The organism is Nonomuraea sp. NPDC050451, assembly GCF_044458585.1.
Genome location: NZ_JBITHZ010000009.1, coordinates 110,458 through 126,136, shown reverse-complemented (window position 1 = coordinate 126,136; position 15,679 = coordinate 110,458). Strand labels below are relative to the sequence as shown.

The 15,679-nt window shown below is 70.7% G+C and carries 13 protein-coding genes, 1 tRNA gene and 1 pseudogene; 5 read left to right on the top strand and 10 right to left on the bottom strand.

Annotated features, from left to right (window positions below; translation table 11 throughout):
* Positions 1 to 21: 21 nt before the first annotated feature.
* Positions 22 to 210 carry a hypothetical protein gene (locus tag ACIBI9_RS27410; RefSeq protein ID WP_397225621.1) on the bottom strand — a complete coding sequence of 63 codons (189 nt, stop codon included), beginning with the start codon at positions 208 to 210 and terminating at the stop codon, positions 22 to 24.
* Positions 211 to 318: 108 nt separating this feature from the next.
* Here ACIBI9_RS27410 and ACIBI9_RS27405 point away from each other — a divergent pair.
* Positions 319 to 1,425: pseudogene (locus tag ACIBI9_RS27405) on the top strand (sensor histidine kinase); the annotation flags it as partial.
* Here ACIBI9_RS27405 and ACIBI9_RS27400 read toward each other — a convergent pair.
* Entirely contained in the window at positions 1,348 to 4,443 is a 3,096-nt protein-coding gene (locus ACIBI9_RS27400) for a BTAD domain-containing putative transcriptional regulator (RefSeq protein ID WP_397225619.1), read from the bottom strand. The pseudogene ACIBI9_RS27405 and the gene ACIBI9_RS27400 sit on opposite strands and share 78 nt — an antisense overlap.
* Positions 4,444 to 4,507: 64 nt before the next feature.
* On the opposite strand from ACIBI9_RS27400, the gene ACIBI9_RS27395 reads away from it, so the two are divergent.
* Positions 4,508 to 5,365 carry an NAD(P)-dependent oxidoreductase gene (locus ACIBI9_RS27395; protein ID WP_397225617.1) on the top strand — a complete coding sequence of 286 codons (858 nt, stop codon included), beginning with the start codon at positions 4,508 to 4,510 and terminating at the stop codon, positions 5,363 to 5,365.
* Here the strand turns inward: ACIBI9_RS27395 and ACIBI9_RS27390 are convergent.
* Positions 5,362 to 6,732, bottom strand: coding sequence for a cystathionine beta-synthase (locus ACIBI9_RS27390; RefSeq protein ID WP_397225615.1), 1,371 nt, complete (start codon positions 6,730 to 6,732; stop codon positions 5,362 to 5,364). The two genes, ACIBI9_RS27395 and ACIBI9_RS27390, sit on opposite strands and share 4 nt — an antisense overlap.
* A 146-nt stretch (positions 6,733 to 6,878) precedes the next feature.
* Between ACIBI9_RS27390 and ACIBI9_RS27385 the strand changes: the two genes are divergently transcribed.
* The 3 genes from ACIBI9_RS27385 (at position 6,879) to ACIBI9_RS27375 (ending at position 10,593) form a co-directional block, all read left to right on the top strand.
* Positions 6,879 to 7,886, top strand: coding sequence for an SGNH/GDSL hydrolase family protein (locus tag ACIBI9_RS27385; protein ID WP_397225613.1), 1,008 nt, complete (start codon positions 6,879 to 6,881; stop codon positions 7,884 to 7,886).
* A gap of 88 nt (positions 7,887 to 7,974) precedes the next feature.
* The gene (locus tag ACIBI9_RS27380) at positions 7,975 to 9,333 is read left to right on the top strand and encodes a PQQ-binding-like beta-propeller repeat protein (protein WP_397225611.1); all 1,359 of its coding nucleotides are present in this window, start codon (positions 7,975 to 7,977) and stop codon (positions 9,331 to 9,333) included.
* A gap of 45 nt (positions 9,334 to 9,378) precedes the next feature.
* Positions 9,379 to 10,593: an acetyl-CoA C-acetyltransferase gene (locus tag ACIBI9_RS27375; protein WP_397225609.1), complete on the top strand. Its 1,215-nt coding sequence runs from the start codon at positions 9,379 to 9,381 to the stop codon at positions 10,591 to 10,593.
* Between the two features lie 204 nt (positions 10,594 to 10,797).
* On the opposite strand, the gene ACIBI9_RS27370 is transcribed toward ACIBI9_RS27375, so the two are convergent.
* From ACIBI9_RS27370 to ACIBI9_RS27340, 7 genes are all read right to left on the bottom strand, one after another.
* Positions 10,798 to 11,205 (bottom strand): PPOX class F420-dependent oxidoreductase, encoded by a 408-nt coding sequence (locus ACIBI9_RS27370; RefSeq protein ID WP_397225607.1) that lies wholly within the window; start codon positions 11,203 to 11,205, stop codon positions 10,798 to 10,800.
* Positions 11,206 to 11,271: 66 nt separating this feature from the next.
* The gene (locus ACIBI9_RS27365) at positions 11,272 to 11,505 is read right to left on the bottom strand and encodes a DUF4287 domain-containing protein (protein WP_185068609.1); all 234 of its coding nucleotides are present in this window, start codon (positions 11,503 to 11,505) and stop codon (positions 11,272 to 11,274) included.
* Between the two features lie 168 nt (positions 11,506 to 11,673).
* Positions 11,674 to 12,465, bottom strand: coding sequence for a Bax inhibitor-1/YccA family protein (locus ACIBI9_RS27360; protein ID WP_397225605.1), 792 nt, complete (start codon positions 12,463 to 12,465; stop codon positions 11,674 to 11,676).
* Positions 12,466 to 12,996: 531 nt separating this feature from the next.
* Positions 12,997 to 13,069, bottom strand: a tRNA-Leu gene (locus ACIBI9_RS27355).
* A 49-nt stretch (positions 13,070 to 13,118) separates the two neighbouring features.
* Positions 13,119 to 13,694, bottom strand: coding sequence for a peptide deformylase (locus ACIBI9_RS27350; RefSeq protein WP_397225603.1), 576 nt, complete (start codon positions 13,692 to 13,694; stop codon positions 13,119 to 13,121).
* Between the two features lie 16 nt (positions 13,695 to 13,710).
* On the bottom strand, positions 13,711 to 14,223 hold the full coding sequence (locus ACIBI9_RS27345; protein ID WP_394496154.1) for a glycine cleavage system protein R: 513 nt from the start codon (positions 14,221 to 14,223) through the stop codon (positions 13,711 to 13,713).
* An 80-nt stretch (positions 14,224 to 14,303) separates the two neighbouring features.
* Positions 14,304 to 15,620 (bottom strand): NAD(P)/FAD-dependent oxidoreductase, encoded by a 1,317-nt coding sequence (locus tag ACIBI9_RS27340; RefSeq protein ID WP_397225601.1) that lies wholly within the window; start codon positions 15,618 to 15,620, stop codon positions 14,304 to 14,306.
* Positions 15,621 to 15,679: the final 59 nt, after the last annotated feature.

Genomic DNA, 15,679 nt, shown 5'->3' with positions numbered 1-15,679 from the left:
ATGCCCGCGCGAGCCGGGTCCTCAGGCCGCCTTGGACTCGTGGCCCTCTGAGCGAGGCGGGAGCCGTACGACCTCCGCCTCGATGAACCGGCCGCTGCCGCCCTGCGCGGGTTCCCCGTTGATGCGGGAGAGCAGCACCGGGTCGGCCAGCGCGAGCAGCACCCCCACCAGCAGCCCGACACCCAGCAGCACGAACCCGATGGCAACCATTTCCTGTCCCCTTCCGACATATCCCAGCATCGGTGACAGCCCATGGCCTGCGCCTCCGCTGAAGGACTGGTCTCCGGCGACCCGTCTCGGCCGAACGGTTGATACGAGATGTCCGACTTCCGGCCTAGGCTCGGGGCCGTGGTGGAGAGCAAGCGCATCGTGTACTGGATCCGGCGGCTGAGCGAGATCGCGATGCTCGGCTGGCTGGGCATGATGCTGCTGCTCGACCTCGTGCTCGCCGGCGTCACCGGAGGCGTCCAGTGGCTGGTGCCCTTCTGCGGCGCGGCCGGCATCGCGGCCGTGGTGCTGCGGCGCCGCTACCGGATCGAGGGGTTCAGCATCATGCTGGCCCTGTCGTTCAGCACGTCGATCGTCATCGGCAGCATTGACACGACGGGCGTGCCCGGCATGGCGGAGACGGGATCGCTGCTCATCCTGATCATCGGGGTGCTGCGGCACGTGGAGCCGGTGCGGCGGGCGGCGGTGCTCGCGTGCGTGGGCCTGATCGTGCTGCTGGCCGAGGCCGTCGGGCGCAGGTACAACAACGCGGGGCTGGCGTTCTCGTTCCTGCTGTTCGCGGGGTGGTCGACGGCGGCCGGGGTCGGCGGTTACCTCCGCTTCCAGCAGGAGCGCCGCACGGAGGCCGTCCATTCGGTACGGCGGGCGGAACGCCTGGAGCTGGCCAGGGAGCTGCACGACCTGGTCGCCCACTACATCACGGGCATCGTCGTCCAGGCCCAGGCCGCGCGCACGGTCGCCGAGACCAAGCCGGAGGCGGTGGCGCCCGCGCTCGACGCGATCGCCACGGCCGGGTCAGAGGCGCTGACCTCGATGCGGCGCATGGTCACGGTGCTGCGCACCGAGGACGACGCGGCCCGCAAACCCGGCGTCACGCTGGCCGACCTGCGGATGCTGACCGAGCGGTTCTCCGCCGAAGGGCCGAAGGTGGCGTTCGAGATCGGGCAGGGGCTGGACGATCGCACGCTGCCGCCCGAGGTCATGACCACCCTGCACCGGGTGCTCCAGGAGTCGCTGACCAACATCCGCAAGCACGCCTCCCGTACCGCCTGGGTCGAGGCGGGTCTGCGGCGCTTCGAGAAGGTGGTGGTGCTGCGGGTGCGGAACTTCGGGTCGGGGTCAGATCCGAAGGTGTCGCGCCTCGGCGGCGGGTTCGGGCTGGTCGGGATGGCCGAGCGGGTGGAGGCGCTGGGCGGCAGGCTCTACGCGGGCCCGTCCGCCGAGGGGGCCTGGGAGGTGGTCGCCGAGTTCCCCCTCCCGTAGGGCCTGCTCGAACGCCTCGCCGCCCAGGACGGCACGCAGCCGGCCGCCGATCCGCTCCACGTCCAGCCGCTCGCCCACCGGCAGGGGCGCCCCCACCGCCTGCCGCATGGCCGTGGCCGCCCCGATCAGCCTGGCCGCCTCCACGTGCCTGCCCTTCTGGTCGAGCGACAGGGCACCAGCCAGGCCCTCGAGCGCCAGCGCGACCGCACGGGGATCGCCGCTCGCCCGCGCGGCCTCGTACCCCTCGCGATGCCTGGCCAGCGCGAGCGCCGCGGCTCCGCGCTGCTCGGCCGCGAAGCCCAGCTCCGCCATGACGAACGCGATCCCGGGCGTCCCCCGCACCTGCCGCAGCCAGTCGAGCAGGGACAGCAGGTACGACTCCGCCTCCTCGTACCTGCCCTGCCGCCGGGCGCTCAGGGCCAGGCCGAGCACGGCGTTCTCCTCTGCGGACTTGTACGACTGCTCGACCGCCAGCCGCCTGGCGCGCTCGTGGCGGTCATCGGCCAGCGCGTAGTCGCCGGACAACATCGCGATCCGGCCCAGGGCGGCCACCCTGAACGACACCTCGAACCCCAGCTCCTCCGCCAGCCGCAGCGCCTCCTCCCGCAGCCGGGCGGCCCCGGCGTAGTCGCCGCGGATCTCCGCCGCCCGGTCGAGCACGTCCATGGCCTCGATCTGCCCCCACTCGTCCCCGAGCTCCCGGAAGATCGCCAGGCCCCGCTCGCCGTCGCGTTCCATCGCCGCCAGGTCGGCCCGGCCGACGGCCAGCTTCCCCCGCAGGCAGAGCGCCGCCGCCGCACCCCATTGATCGCCCAGCTCCCGGTAGGCCGCCAGCGCGCGCTCCGCCGCCACCTCGTGCGCCCGCCGGTCGCCGTAGGCCCACCGGACGTGGCTCAGGAACCAGTCGGCCAGTGCCGCGCCCGCCGGGTCGAGCTCGGCCCGCCGGACCGGCGAGGCGGGCTCGCCGATCAGCAGCTCGATCCCGGCCAGCCAGACCGACGCCCGCGCCGCCTTCGCCCCGGAGGCGGCGTGCGTCCCCAGGGCCGCCGACAGGGAGCGGCGGGCCTCGCGCAGGCGCCCGCGCAGGAACCAGTACCAGGCCAGGGCGTTGACCAGGCGCAGCGGCTCCGGTCCCGCGAGGGCGAGCCGGAGGTTGGCGCTCTCGGCGTCGAGCCGGGCGAGCCACTCCCGCTGCCCCGGCCCCTTGAGGTCCGCCCGTTCGGCCAGGGCCGTGTAGTGGCGGGCGTGGCGCTCCCTGATCGCGTCGTACTCGCCCGCCTCCCGCAGCCTCTCCACGCAGTACGCCGTCACGGACTCCAGCAGCCGGTAGCGCGGCCCGGCCACGCGCACCACCAGCGACCGGTCCACCAGCCTGGCCACGGTGTCGAGCACGTCGACGCCGGGCTCGGCGCACACCTCCTCGGCCGCGTCCAGCGTGCACCCGTCGGCGTGCACGGCCAGCCGCCGCAGCACGACGCGCTCGGGTTCGGTCAGCAGCTCCCAGCTCCAGTCGATCATCGCCCGGAGCGTGCGCTGCCGCGCCGGCGCGTCCCGCATGCCCGCGCTGAGCAGCCTGAACCGGTCGTCCAGCCGGTCGGCCAGCTCCCGCACCCCGAGGGCGCGCACGCGGGTGGCGGCCAGTTCGAGGGCCAGCGGGATGCCGTCGAGGCGCCGGCAGATGGTGGCCACGGTCTCGCTCGGCGGGACGTTCGCCCGGGCCGTGAAGAGCCGTACGGCCTCGGGTTCGGGCAGGGGCGGCACCACGCGTACGGACTCGCCCGTCACGCCCAGCGGCTCCTGGCTCGTGGCCAGCACGCGGAGCCCCGGGGCGGCGCGCAGGAGGGTGGCGACCAGCTCGGCCGCCTGCTCCACCAGGTGCTCGCAGTTGTCGAGGACGAGCAGCATGCGCTTGCCCGCCAGAGCACCGGCCAGCCTGGGCGCGAGCGGGGCGGCGTCGTCGTCCCGCACGCCGAGCACGGCCGCGACCGCTTCGGCGGCCTCGGCCGCCCCCGCCAGCTCGGCCAGCCACACCCCGTCGGGGAAGTCCGGCCCCGCGTCCGAGGCGGCGGCCAGGGCGAGCCGGGTCTTGCCGACGCCGCCCGGCCCGGTGAGCGTCACCAGGCGGGAGGCGGCCAGCAGCGCGCGGACCTCGGCCAGCTCCCCCTCCCGGCCGATCAGGTCGGTGAGGGGCGCGGGCAGGTTGGTGGCGGGCACCGCCGCGGAGGCGGGCGGCCGGGGCGTCAGGCCGGTGTCCTGGCGCAGGATGGCCTGGTGGAGGCCGGCCAGCGCGGGTGACGGGTCGAGCCCCAGGTCCTCCCCCAGCCGCCTGCGCAGGCCCTCGTAGGCGGCCAGGGCCTCGCTCTGCCGCCCACCCCGGTAGAGCGCCTTCATGTGGGCGGCGACCAGCCGTTCGCGCAGCGGGTGGCGGGCCACCAGGTCGCCCAGGTCCACGGGTTCGCCCAGCTCGAGGCGTACCTCCGCCTGCTCCTCCAGCGCCGTGAGGCGCGTCTCCTCCAGGCGCGCGGCCTCCGGGAGCGCGAAGGCGGCGTCGGCGAAGTCGGCGTACGCGGGCCCGCGCCACAGCGCCAGCGCCTGCTCCAGCTCGGCCGCGCGCGTGCGCAGATCAGGGGACCGGCGCTCCACGAGGGAGCGGAATCGCCGGGCGTCGCAGTCGTGGGAGGCCAGGCGGTACCCGGCGGGCCCGTGCACGACCAGGCTGGGGTCGCCGAGGGCGCGGCGCAGCTGGGAGACGCGGGCCTGGAGGGTGCCGACCGGGTTGCGCCCGGCCGCGGCGCCCCAGAGGTCGTCGATCAGCCGGTCCACCGAGACCGGCCCGCCCCCGTGCGCCAGCAGGTCGGCGAGGAGCGCGCGTACTTTGGGCTCGGCCACCGGGACGGACGAGCCGTCCTCGGCCCAGACCTCCAGCGGCCCCAGCACCCCGAATCGCACCACGTCAGTACCCAACCCGTGGCGGGGCCGAAGGATTTCCGTAGCGGCGTGCCCGAGGGTGTCGGGCATGAGTCAAGTGACAGTTGTGGGGATGGGCCCGATGGGCTCGACGATGGCCGAGACGTTCCTGGCCGCCGGGCACGAGGTGGCGGTCTGGAACCGTACGGCGAGCAAGACCGCGCCGCTGGTCGCCAAGGGCGCCAGGCAGGCGGCGAGCGCGGCGGACGGCGACCTGCTGGTGGTCAGCCAGATCAGCTACCAGGCGATGTACGACAGCCTCGGCGACGCCCGGCTGGACGGGAAGGTGGTGGTCAACCTCAGCTCCGACACCCCGGAGGCGCTGCGCCGAGCGGCCCGGTGGGTGGAGGAGCGCGGCGGCACGCTGATCACGGCGGGCATCATGGTCCCGCCGCCGGGGATCGGCCGGCCGGGCGCGTACACCTTCTACAGCGGCCCCAAGGACGTCCTCGACCGGCACGCCGGGACGCTGGAGGCGCTGAGCGAGGTCACCTACGTCGGGCAGGACCGGGCGCTGGCGATGATGTACTACCAGGCCCAGCTCCTGATCTTCTGGTCGAGCCTGACCAGCTTCATGCACGCCATGGCGATGCTGCGCACGGCGGGGACCGCGCCGGCGGAGTTCCTGCCGTTCGCCCAGGACCTGTTCACCCAGCTGGGCGGTGACGGGCCCATGGGGTACGCCAGGATCCTGGCCGAGGAGTTCGCGGCCGGGAAGTATCCGGGCGAGCTCAACTCCCTGCACATGCAGGCCGTCGGCCTCGGCCACGCCGTGGAGGCACTGGCCGACGCCGGGCTGGAGACCACGGTGCCGGGCGCGCTCAAGACGTTGTTCGAGCGCGCCGACGCCGAGGGCCGGGGCCACGAGGGGCTCGGCACCGTGATCGAGTCGATCAAAAAACCCTAGTGATTCGCGAGGAAGGCGAGCAGGTCCTGGCGGGTGATCATGCCCGAGGGCTTGCCGTCTTCCAGCACAACGGCCGCATCGGCCTTCTCCAGCGCTTCCACCGCACGGGCCACAGGTTCACCACTGCCGATCATGGGTAGTGGCGCCGACATGTGATCGCCGATCGGGTCGTCGGAGGAGAGTCTGCCGTGGTAGAGGGCTTCGAGGAGATCACGTTCGACGATGGAGCCGACCACCTCGGCCGCCATGACCGGCGGCTCCTCCTTCATCACCGGGAGCTGGGACACCGAGTATTCGCGCATGATCGAGATGGCCGTGCCCACCGACTCGTGCGGATGCGCGTGCACGAACTCCGGCAGCCCCGCCCCCTTCCGCGCCAGCACGTCGGCGACCAGCCCCTCCTCGGAGGACGTGGTCAGGAAGCCGTAGTCGGCCATCCAGTCGTCGTTGAAGATCTTGGACAGGTAGCCGCGCCCGCCGTCGGGAAGCAGCACGACGATCACGTCGTCGGGCGCGGCCGTGGCCGCCACCCGCAGCGCCGCCACGACCGCCATCCCGCAGGAGCCGCCGACCAGCAGCCCCTCCTCGCGGGCGAGCCTGCGGGTCATGGTGAACGAGTCCTTGTCGGACACCGCGATGATCTCGTCGCAGATCTTGGTGTCGTACGTGGCGGGCCAGATGTCCTCGCCCACCCCTTCCACCAGGTACGGCCGGCCGGTGCCGCCGGAGTAGACCGAGCCCTCCGGGTCGGCTCCGATGATCTTCACGCGGCCGCCGGAGACCTCCTTGAGATAGCGGCCGGTGCCGCTGATCGTGCCGCCGGTGCCGATGCCCGCGACGAAGTGGGTGATCCGGCCCTCGGTCTGCTCCCAGATCTCCGGACCCGTCGAGTGGTAGTGGGAGTCGGGGTTGTTGACGTTGGAGTACTGGTCGGGCTTCCAGGCGTTCGGCACCTCGCGGGCCAGCCGGTCGGAGACCGAGTAGTACGAGTCGGGGTGGTCGGGCGAGACGGCGGTCGGGCAGACCACGACCTCGGCACCGTACGCCCTGAGGACCGCGATCTTGTCCTGGGCCACCTTGTCCGGCACCACGAACAGGCACCGGTAACCCTTCTGCTGAGCCACGATCGCCAGGCCCACCCCCGTGTTGCCGGAGGTCGGCTCGACGATCACGCTACCCGGACGCAGCTCGCCGGACGCCTCCGCGGCCTCGATCATCCGGACGGCGATGCGGTCCTTGACCGAGCCACCCGGGTTGAAGTACTCGACCTTGGCCAGCACCTGTGCGGACAGCCCCGCGTTGACCTTGTGCAGCCGGACGAGCGGAGTGTTCCCCATGAGATCAACCAGGGAATCGTAAACGCGCACCGAGGTGTTCACCTTCTTTACCGAAGCTTGGTCAGCTTGCCTGTGGCCGAGATCCAGTGGGGGTGGCCGGCACTCAGCTAGTTTTCAAGCAAACGCTACCGCTGAGTTCGACTAGGAGGGCACGCACCGTGGTCTGGCCAGCTGGTATGGCGCGCGCGGCACGCAAGATAGCCACGGCCGCCGCGCTCGGAGGCGGTGGGCTGACGGCCCTCGGCGCGACGGCGTACGGATTGCTGATCGCCGAAGGACTGCTCGCGCGCAGGGCCATCGGGCAGCCGCACGGCCTGGACGGGCCGCCTTCCGACGGCACGTACGGGGACTTCCCCGGCGAGCCGCTCAAGATCGTCATGCTCGGCGACTCCACCTCGGTCGGGCTCGGCATGACCGACCCCGCCCAGACCCCCGGCGGGCTGCTCGCGTACGGCCTGGCCTCGGTCGCCGAACGCCCGGTACGCCTGCTCGTCGTCGGCAAGTCGGGCGCCCCCTCCTCCGAACTGGGCGACCAGGTGGACAAGGCCCTGGCCGTGGAGCCCGACATCGCGGTGATCTTCGTGGGGGCCAACGACATCATCACGCAGACGGCGCCCGCGACCGCCGTACGCCATCTGGCCAAGGCCGTGCGGCGGTTGCGTGACGCGGGGGTCGAGGTGGTCGTGGGCACCTGTCCCGACCTCGGCACGGTGCGGCCGATCGGGCAGCCGCTGCGCTGGGTGGCGCGGCGATGGAGCCGCCAGCTAGCGGCGGCGCAGACGGTGGCGGTGGTGGACGCGGGCGGCCGTACGGTGGCGTTCGCCGACCTCCTGGGCCCCGAGTTCGCTACAAATCCGACAGAAATGTTCGGACCGGATCGTTTCCATCCATCTGCCCGAGGTTACGCGCAGGCCGCTTACGCGGTGCTACCGTCAGTGTGCGCTGCGTTGGGGCTGTGGCCTGAGCCGCGTCCCGCACGCGGCGAAGCACTACAACCGATCTACCTTGCGGCGGCTACGGCCGCGGAGGAGCCCGGCACCGAGGTCACCGCGACCCGGGTCGACGGACGGGCGACGGGCCTGCACGGAAAGTGGGCGACGTTGTTCCGCCGGCGGCTCGGCGAGACGTTCAACGACGCCCGGCGTCTGACGTCCCGGCTCGGCGAGACGCTCGACGACGCCTGACGTCCCCCGTCAAGGCCCGCCGAGCCGAATGTCGGTTACTCTGCGCGCCCGCGTCGCCACTCCTCGTCCCCTTTGGAGTGGATTGCCCGTGCAGCGACCCCTCTGGAAACCGTCCGTCGCCCTCGCCGGAACCCTCGTCGGAGTCCTCGCCGCGGCCGCCTGCTCCGGCAGCGACGCGGCCACCACCCCGAACTTCCCGACCTGGCAGAACACCCAGGTCAACGCCGTCAGCCGGATGGCGGTGGCGGGCGGGGTCGTCGCCGCCACCTCCATGAAGCCCGACGGCTCGCTGGAGACCGTCGCGGTCGGCCTGCGCGACGGCAAGCGGCTGTGGGCCTACCCGGCCACGATGGCCGGCCGACTGCCCGGCATGGGCGTCTCGGCCCCGGCGATCGTCGAGACGTCCCAGGGCCAGGGCGTGGTCGTCGCGCTCGACCCGGCCAAGAACGGCCGCTGGAACGCCACGCTCATCGCCCGCGACGCGCGCTCGGGGGCGCAGAAGTGGAGCAGGCCGGTGCACTCGACGTTCGGGCCGCAGCGGTGCGGGCCGTACGTGTGCGTGTCGGAGCACACCGCCCTGACCAAGGCCCGCATGGTGGTGCTCGACCCGGCCACCGGGAAGACCCTGTGGAAGCTGCCGGGGATCTCGGAGGTGGAGTGGTCGGACCCGAGCCGGGTCCTGCTGCTCAGGCTGGCCGCCAACCCCATGATCGAGTCGTACGAGCTCAAGACCGGCAAGCTCCGGTGGCAGCAGCCGATCGAGCAGGCGCTCGGCCCGGGGATCGACATGTCGGGCGGGTGGGCGTTCGGAGCGGCCGGCGACAATCTGGTCGGCTACGTCGCCCCCTACACGAACCCCCAGACGAAGAAGGTCTCCACCTTCGGCCTCTTCTCCGTCAAGATCGCCGACGGGACGATCAACTGGATGCGGCCCTCGGTCGTACGCGTCTATCCGAGCGGCAACCCCGGCTACGCCCCCGTCGTACGCCCCGTCGACCGCCAGGGGGCCTACGGCGGCTTCGCCCGGCTGGACTCGGAGAGCGGCCGGGTGGTCGGGCAGGTCAGCGCGGCCGACGTGCCCGGGTCCGGCTGGTGGCTGGCCTTCCCCGACCGGATGGACAAGCTGGGCTTCCTCAAGCACGACGCCAAGGGCACGGCGTTCGACCTGGTCTCGGGCAAGCCGGTGCCGGTGGAGGAGCAGCACGGCTGGTCCTTCTGCGTCACCGACCCCAAGCCGCTGCCGCTGCGCGGGCAGGCGCCGGGCTTCTACTCGACGGCCGCCGTCTGCGAGTACGACCTCGCCACCGGCAAGCGGGTCAAGGGCACGGTCGTGCCGCCGCCGTGGTTCACGGGCAGCCAGGACGGGTGGCGGCTGTGGCGCGACGAGAAGGGGGCCATCCACGCCATCAACGACCAAACCTCCACCGCGCCGGGTATGTACGGATAGGACCGGAATATAGTTCTATCGGTAGCACCCGACAAAGGAGGGGCCATGCCCGAGGCAGTCATCGTCGCGACCGCGCGTTCCCCGATCGGCCGGGCCTTCAAGGGCTCGCTCCAGGACATCCGCCCCGACGACCTGACCGTGCAGATGATCCAGGCGGCGCTGGCCAAGGTGCCCCAGCTCGATCCCTCGTCCATCGACGACATCATGCTGGGGTGCGGGCTGCCCGGGGGCGAGCAGGGGTTCAACATGGCCCGGGTGGTGTCGGTGATGCTCGGGCTGGACAACGTGCCCGGCACCACCGTGACGCGCTACTGCTCCTCGTCGCTGCAGACCACGCGGATGGCCTTCCACGCGATCAAGGCGGGCGAGGGGGACGTGTTCGTGTCGGCCGGGGTGGAGACCGTGTCCCGGTTCACGAAGGGCAACTCCGACTCGCTGCCCGACACGCACAACCCCCTCTTCCTGGACGCTCTGGCGCGTACCAAGTCCTTCACCGAGGGCGGGAAGGTGTGGCACGACCCGCGCGAGGACGGCGCCGTGCCTGACATCTACATCGCGATGGGGCAGACCGCCGAGAACCTCGCCCAGCTCAAGGGGGTCACCCGCCAGGAGCAGGACGAGTTCGGGGTGCGCTCGCAGAACCTGGCGGAGAAGGCGCTGGCCGACGGGTTCTGGGCCAAGGACATCACGCCGGTGACGCTGCCGGACGGGACGGTGGTGGAGAAGGACGACGGGCCGCGGGCGGGAACGACGTACGAGAAGGTCGCCACCCTCCAGCCGGTCTTCCGGCCCGACGGGACCGTGACCGCCGGCAACTGCTGCCCGCTGAACGACGGGGCGGCGGCCGTGATCGTGATTAGCGACGTGAAGGCGGCCGAACTCGGAATCACACCGCTGGCCCGCATCGTCTCGACCGGGGTCACCGGGCTCTCCCCGGAGATCATGGGACTGGGGCCGGTGGAGGCCTCGAAGCAGGCGCTCGCGCGGGCGGGGATGGCGATCGAGGACGTCGACCTCGTGGAGATCAACGAGGCGTTCGCCGCCCAGGTGATCCCGTCCTACCGGGATCTGGGGATCCCGCTGGACCGGCTCAACGTCAACGGCGGGGCGATCGCGGTGGGGCACCCGTTCGGGATGACGGGGGCGCGCATCACGTCCACGCTGATCAACAGCCTGCAGCACCACGACAAGAGCATCGGCCTCGAAACCATGTGCGTGGGCGGCGGCCAGGGCATGGCCATGATCCTCGAACGCCTCTGACGATTGGTCGTCTCTTTTTACGCGGTGCCCGGGCAACCACCCACCGCACTCCGGCTGAGGGCCTTCCAGGAAACGGCCTCTGACCCTTCACCGGCTGAGCGCCGTTACGCGAGCCCACGGTTGCCCGGTTACGTCCCCCACCGCCTCCCTTGCGCCCGAACACCACCGCCCCGGCGCCCAGTGCCGTGTGAGGCGGTCTGGGGGTCAGCCGTGGGTGTCGGGGCCGGCGTGGTGGGGGGTGATGCGGAGGAGGACGCGGCGTTCGCGGGTCATGGCGGCGCGGTAGTCGTCCCAGTCCGGGTGCTCGCCGGAGATGTCGCGATAGTAGGAGACCAGGCCGTCCATGGCCTCAGGGAGCGACAGGATGTCGGCCGTGCCGTCCACCTGGATCCACTCGCCGTAGAAGCCGTCGGTGAAGGCGCACAGCGAGACGTGCGGGTCGCGGCGGGCGTTGCGGACTTTGGCGGCCGTTTCCCGGGTGCTGACGATGATCTGGCCGCCCGAGACGCCGACGACCACCGGGGACATCTGCGGGCGCCCGTCGCGATGCCTGGTGAGCAGGACGGCGTGGTGGTGGGTACGAAGGAAGGCGAGTGCCTTGTCGAGGTCCATCCCCTCATGATGACGCCCATGAGGACGCGCCCGCGCTTTAGGGCACGGGCGCGGGGATGGATGGGCTTAGATGAAGCCCATGCGGTTACGGCGGTGCCGCTCGTGTTCGTGCACGATCGCGGCGGCGTAGCCGTGGGATAGCCCGTGCTCGTCGGCAAGCCAGTTGGCCCGCTCGTCGCACCTCAGGAAAGCCGGGCCGTTGTCGATGGCTTGGAACCACTCGGGGAGTTCGCGCCCCGTTATGGACGGGACCCTTGCGATCAGCTTTGTCTGCGTCTCCGGTGAGTGGTTCAAGGACATGGGCACCTCCGCGGATAACGGTCCTTTGCTCGACACTGCAACACCAGCGTCCGAATGGCAAGCCCCTAACCAGGCATCATTTCGTGACGGCACGTAGATTTTCGGTCGCACACGGAGAGGGCCCCGCCTGAACGGCGAGGCCCTCCATGGTGACGCAGACGTTAACGATCAGTCACTACTGGTGAAATAGCTGACGAACCGCAGCACCTCGAGGTAGATCCAGACCAGGCTCAGCGTCAGACCGAACGCGCACTGCCAGGCGAACTTCTCCGGCGCCCCCTGCCGCACGCCCTGCTCGATCGAGTCGAAGTCGAGCAGCAGGAAGAAGCAGCCGATCAGGATCATGACGATGCTGAACACCCAGCCGATCGGGCTGTCGGTGCGCAGGCCGAGGCCTCCGTCGACGAAGAAGCCGAGGATCAGGTTGACGAGCAGCAGCCCGAGCGCCGCGATGCCGGCCGCGAGGCCGAACTTCACGAGCTTGGGTGTGACGCGGATGATCCGCAACGAGTAGACCGTCAGCACCGCGCCGAACGCGAACGCCGTGCCGAGCACGGCCTGCAGGACGATGCCGCTGACGAGGCCCTCGAAGACGGAGCTGATCTTGCCGAGGAACACGCCCTCGAAGACGGCGTACCCCAGGATGAGCGCCGGGTTGGTGCTCTGGGTGAACGAGGCGATCAGCCCGAGGATCAGTGCGACGACCGCGGCGCCGATGGCGACCCCGGGCGGGACGTTGAGGACCCAGGCCGCGGCAGCGGCCGCGACGAGAGCCCCGAGGGTGAGAAACCCGCGCACGACGACGTCGTCTAGCGTCATGGTGCGGTACGCGGGCCGAGTGGGTTGCGCGTACGACGGCGCGTCGTACATGTTCTGCAGCTGGTCGGGGGACGGGGCCGGTCCGGCCCAGCCCGCGGACTGCTGCCGCGACCTGCTGAAAACGGGGTTCTTGCTCTCCATCGCTGCCTCCTGTGACGCCGAGCCTACGGGGCGCGGCGGCACCTTGGTCAACTGACGTGTTAGATCGATGTTCATTCGGGACTTCGGCAGCTTCCCAACGAACGTGCCCGGCCGAGAGTTCCCAAGGTCATCGAGCTCGCTCTTCAAGATCATCCAGGGCCCCGGCGGGACCCCCGCACCGGCTCCCCGACGCGCGCCATTTACTGAGCGTCCACGAGAAAAGACCGGCAGTAAGGGCGTAGTCAAGCATTCACAGAAAGAAACGTTCGGGAGAAGCCCGAAGAGGCAGAAAGTCAGCGCGTTGTCAATATGGCCGAAGGGGAAAAGTAAACGACGCCCACCTGAGCTTACTCGGCCGCTCCAGGTCGGGCTCAACCGGTCCGGCGTCGGCACCCAGAGCCCCTTCCACCAGGGGCGTAGCGCCCGGAGGCGGCGCAACTCCGTAACAACTCGATATCGGCCGCAGCAGGCCCGTCCGACGATCGCGGTAAACCTCCAGGTCAGAGACCTAAAGGCGATGAAGACGGCAAGTGCCCCCGGCGGGATTCGAACCCGCACGTCAACCCTTTTAAGGGGTTTGCCTCTGCCATTGGGCTACGGGGGCGCCGCAATCATACGAAACAGACCATGCTTCAGAGGAGCACAACTTCGCATCAGGCGTCACAACTGTGAAGTCTGCGGTGAAGTGAGAGGGCTCGGGGCACTCTGTCCAAGAAGAGTAGACCGTCCAGATGGTCGAGTTGGTGCTGAATGCAGCGGGCTTCGAAGGCATCCGCTTCGATGGTGACGGGCTCCCCCGTACCTGGCAAATGCCCACGTACGGTGATACGGGTGGCGCGGAGGACATCTGCCGTGAGTCCCGTGATGGAGGTGCAGCCCTCGCGCCCGGGGTCCCAGTGGGACGCTCTGGCGAGGCGTGGATTGGCCAGGACGAGCTCTCCGGCCCACGAACGACTCCGAGGGTGGAGTCCGGCGTCAAAGGCGATCAGGCGCCAACTCAGGCCGATCTGGGGGGCGGCCAGCCCGGTCGTGGCGGGCTCCCGGCGGAGGGTGGCCAGGAGATCGGCGGCGGCGGCCACGATCTCGGGGGCGGTGGGGTCGACCGGCTCCGCGGCGGCGGACAGGAGCGGGTGCGGGGCGCCGAGGACCTCGCGCGGGGTCCCCACGCGGCCGCCGAGCACATCACGGCCGCCGGGCGCCGCCCAAGGCACGCCGCCCCACCCGTTCATATGTCCTCCTGCTCGTTCACAGCAGGTCCGGTTCGACGGGGCGGAAGGTGATCTCCGAGTCAAGGCTGGCGCCGACGGCCGCCAGCCTGCGCATGAGCGCCGCCACGTCCACCTCCTTCGGTAGCTCGACATCTGCGATCAGCACGTAGAGACGGCCGGTGAGCCTGGTGCTCATCCCGGTGATGTTGCCTCGGTCAGCGGCGAGCACGGCGCTGATGGCCGAGATGATCCCGGGCCGGTCGGGCCCGTGCACGGTCAGCACGTAACCGAGACCGCCGCCCTCCTCGCAGAAGTGCCGCTGGGCCTCGATGGCGGAGGCGGTCACCACGAGATCGGGCGCGCACAGGCGTTTCAGCAGCTCGGCCGAGTCGAGGTCGCCCGACACCAGCAGCATCATCGCCACGTGACCGCCGAGCAACGTCATCGTCGAGTCCTGGATGTTCGCTCCGCAGTCGGCGAGCGAACCGGTGACCGCGGCGATCACGCCGGGCCGGTCGACGCCGAGCACGGTCACCGCTGAGAGCCCCACCCGTGGCACCCCTTCCGCTTGCGACCAGGGGTGCCGAAAACGCCCCGGCGCGGCTCGCCGGGGCGCTTGCCGTTCCTGGGCTAGCGACGGGTCGTCGCGACTGCGGCCCTGAAGTCCTCACGCGGGTGCTCCATCTCACCCAGCGAGATCGTCTCGCGCTTGAAGAACAGGGCCAGCGTCCAATCGACGACGACACGGACCTTGCGGTTCAGCGTCGGCACCCGCGACAGATGGTAGGTCCGGTGCATGAACCACGCAGGGAATCCGCGAAGCTTGACGCCATAGACATTGGCGACACCCTGATGCAGGCCCAAACCGGCAACCGATCCGACATACTTGTGGCGGTATTCGACCAGTTGCTGGCCACGCAGGTGACGGACGATGTTGTCGGCCAGCACCTTGGCCTGGCGGACGGCGTGCTGGGCGTTCGGGGCGCAGTACTGGCCGGGGTTCGTGACGTCGGGCACCCCGGCGGCGTCCCCCGCCGCGAAGGCGTCGTTCGTGCCGGCGACGGTGAGCATGGCGGTGCACTTGATCCGGCCGCGCTCGTCGAGCGGCAGGTCGCTGTCGTTGACCACGGGGCTGGGCTTGACGCCCGCGGTCCACACGAGGGTCTCCGCGTCGAACTCCGAGCCGTCCGAGAGGATCACGTGCCCGTCGGTGCAGGACTCCAGGCGGGTCTCGAGCTTGACGTCGATGCCGCGCTCGCGCAGCTGCTCCAGGGTCCACCTGCCCATCTCGGGGCCGACCTCGGGCAGCACCCGGTTCGAGGCCTCCACGAGCACCCAGCGGACGTCCGACGGCTTGATGTTGCGGTAGTAGCGCGTCGAGTCCTTGGCCATGTCCTCCAGCTCGGCGAGCGCCTCGACGCCCGCGAAGCCGGCGCCGACCACGACGAACGTGAGCGCCTTGCGCCGCACCTCCGGGTCGTCGGTCGACTCGGCCACGTCGAGCAGGTGCAGCACGCGGTTGCGCAGCGCGATGGCCTCGCCCACGGCCTTGAAGCCGATGCCGATGTCGGTGAGGCCGGGGATGGGCAGCGTACGCGAGATCGATCCGGCGGCCATCACGATCACGTCGTAGGCCACCTGGCGCGGCGCGCCCTCGGGCGGCTGGAAGGTGACGGTGCGCTCGGAGTGGTCGACCTTGGTGACCCGGCCGTTGAGGATCCGCACCTTGGGCAGGATCCGCCGCAGCGGCGCCACCACGTGCCGGGGTGAGAGGTTACCCGCCGCCGCCTCAGGCAAGAAGGGCTGGTAGGTCATGTAGGACTGGGGGTCGATGATCGTGATGCGTGCCTCGCCGCCGCGCAGCTCACGCTGGAGTTTGCGCTGCAGCCGGAGCGCTGTGTACAGGCCGACGTATCCACCGCCGACGATCAAGATGTGCTTGTTCATCCTGAGGCCCCATCCCTCGTGGAGTGCTTGTGAAAGCATTCACAAGCTTACGTCAAGCG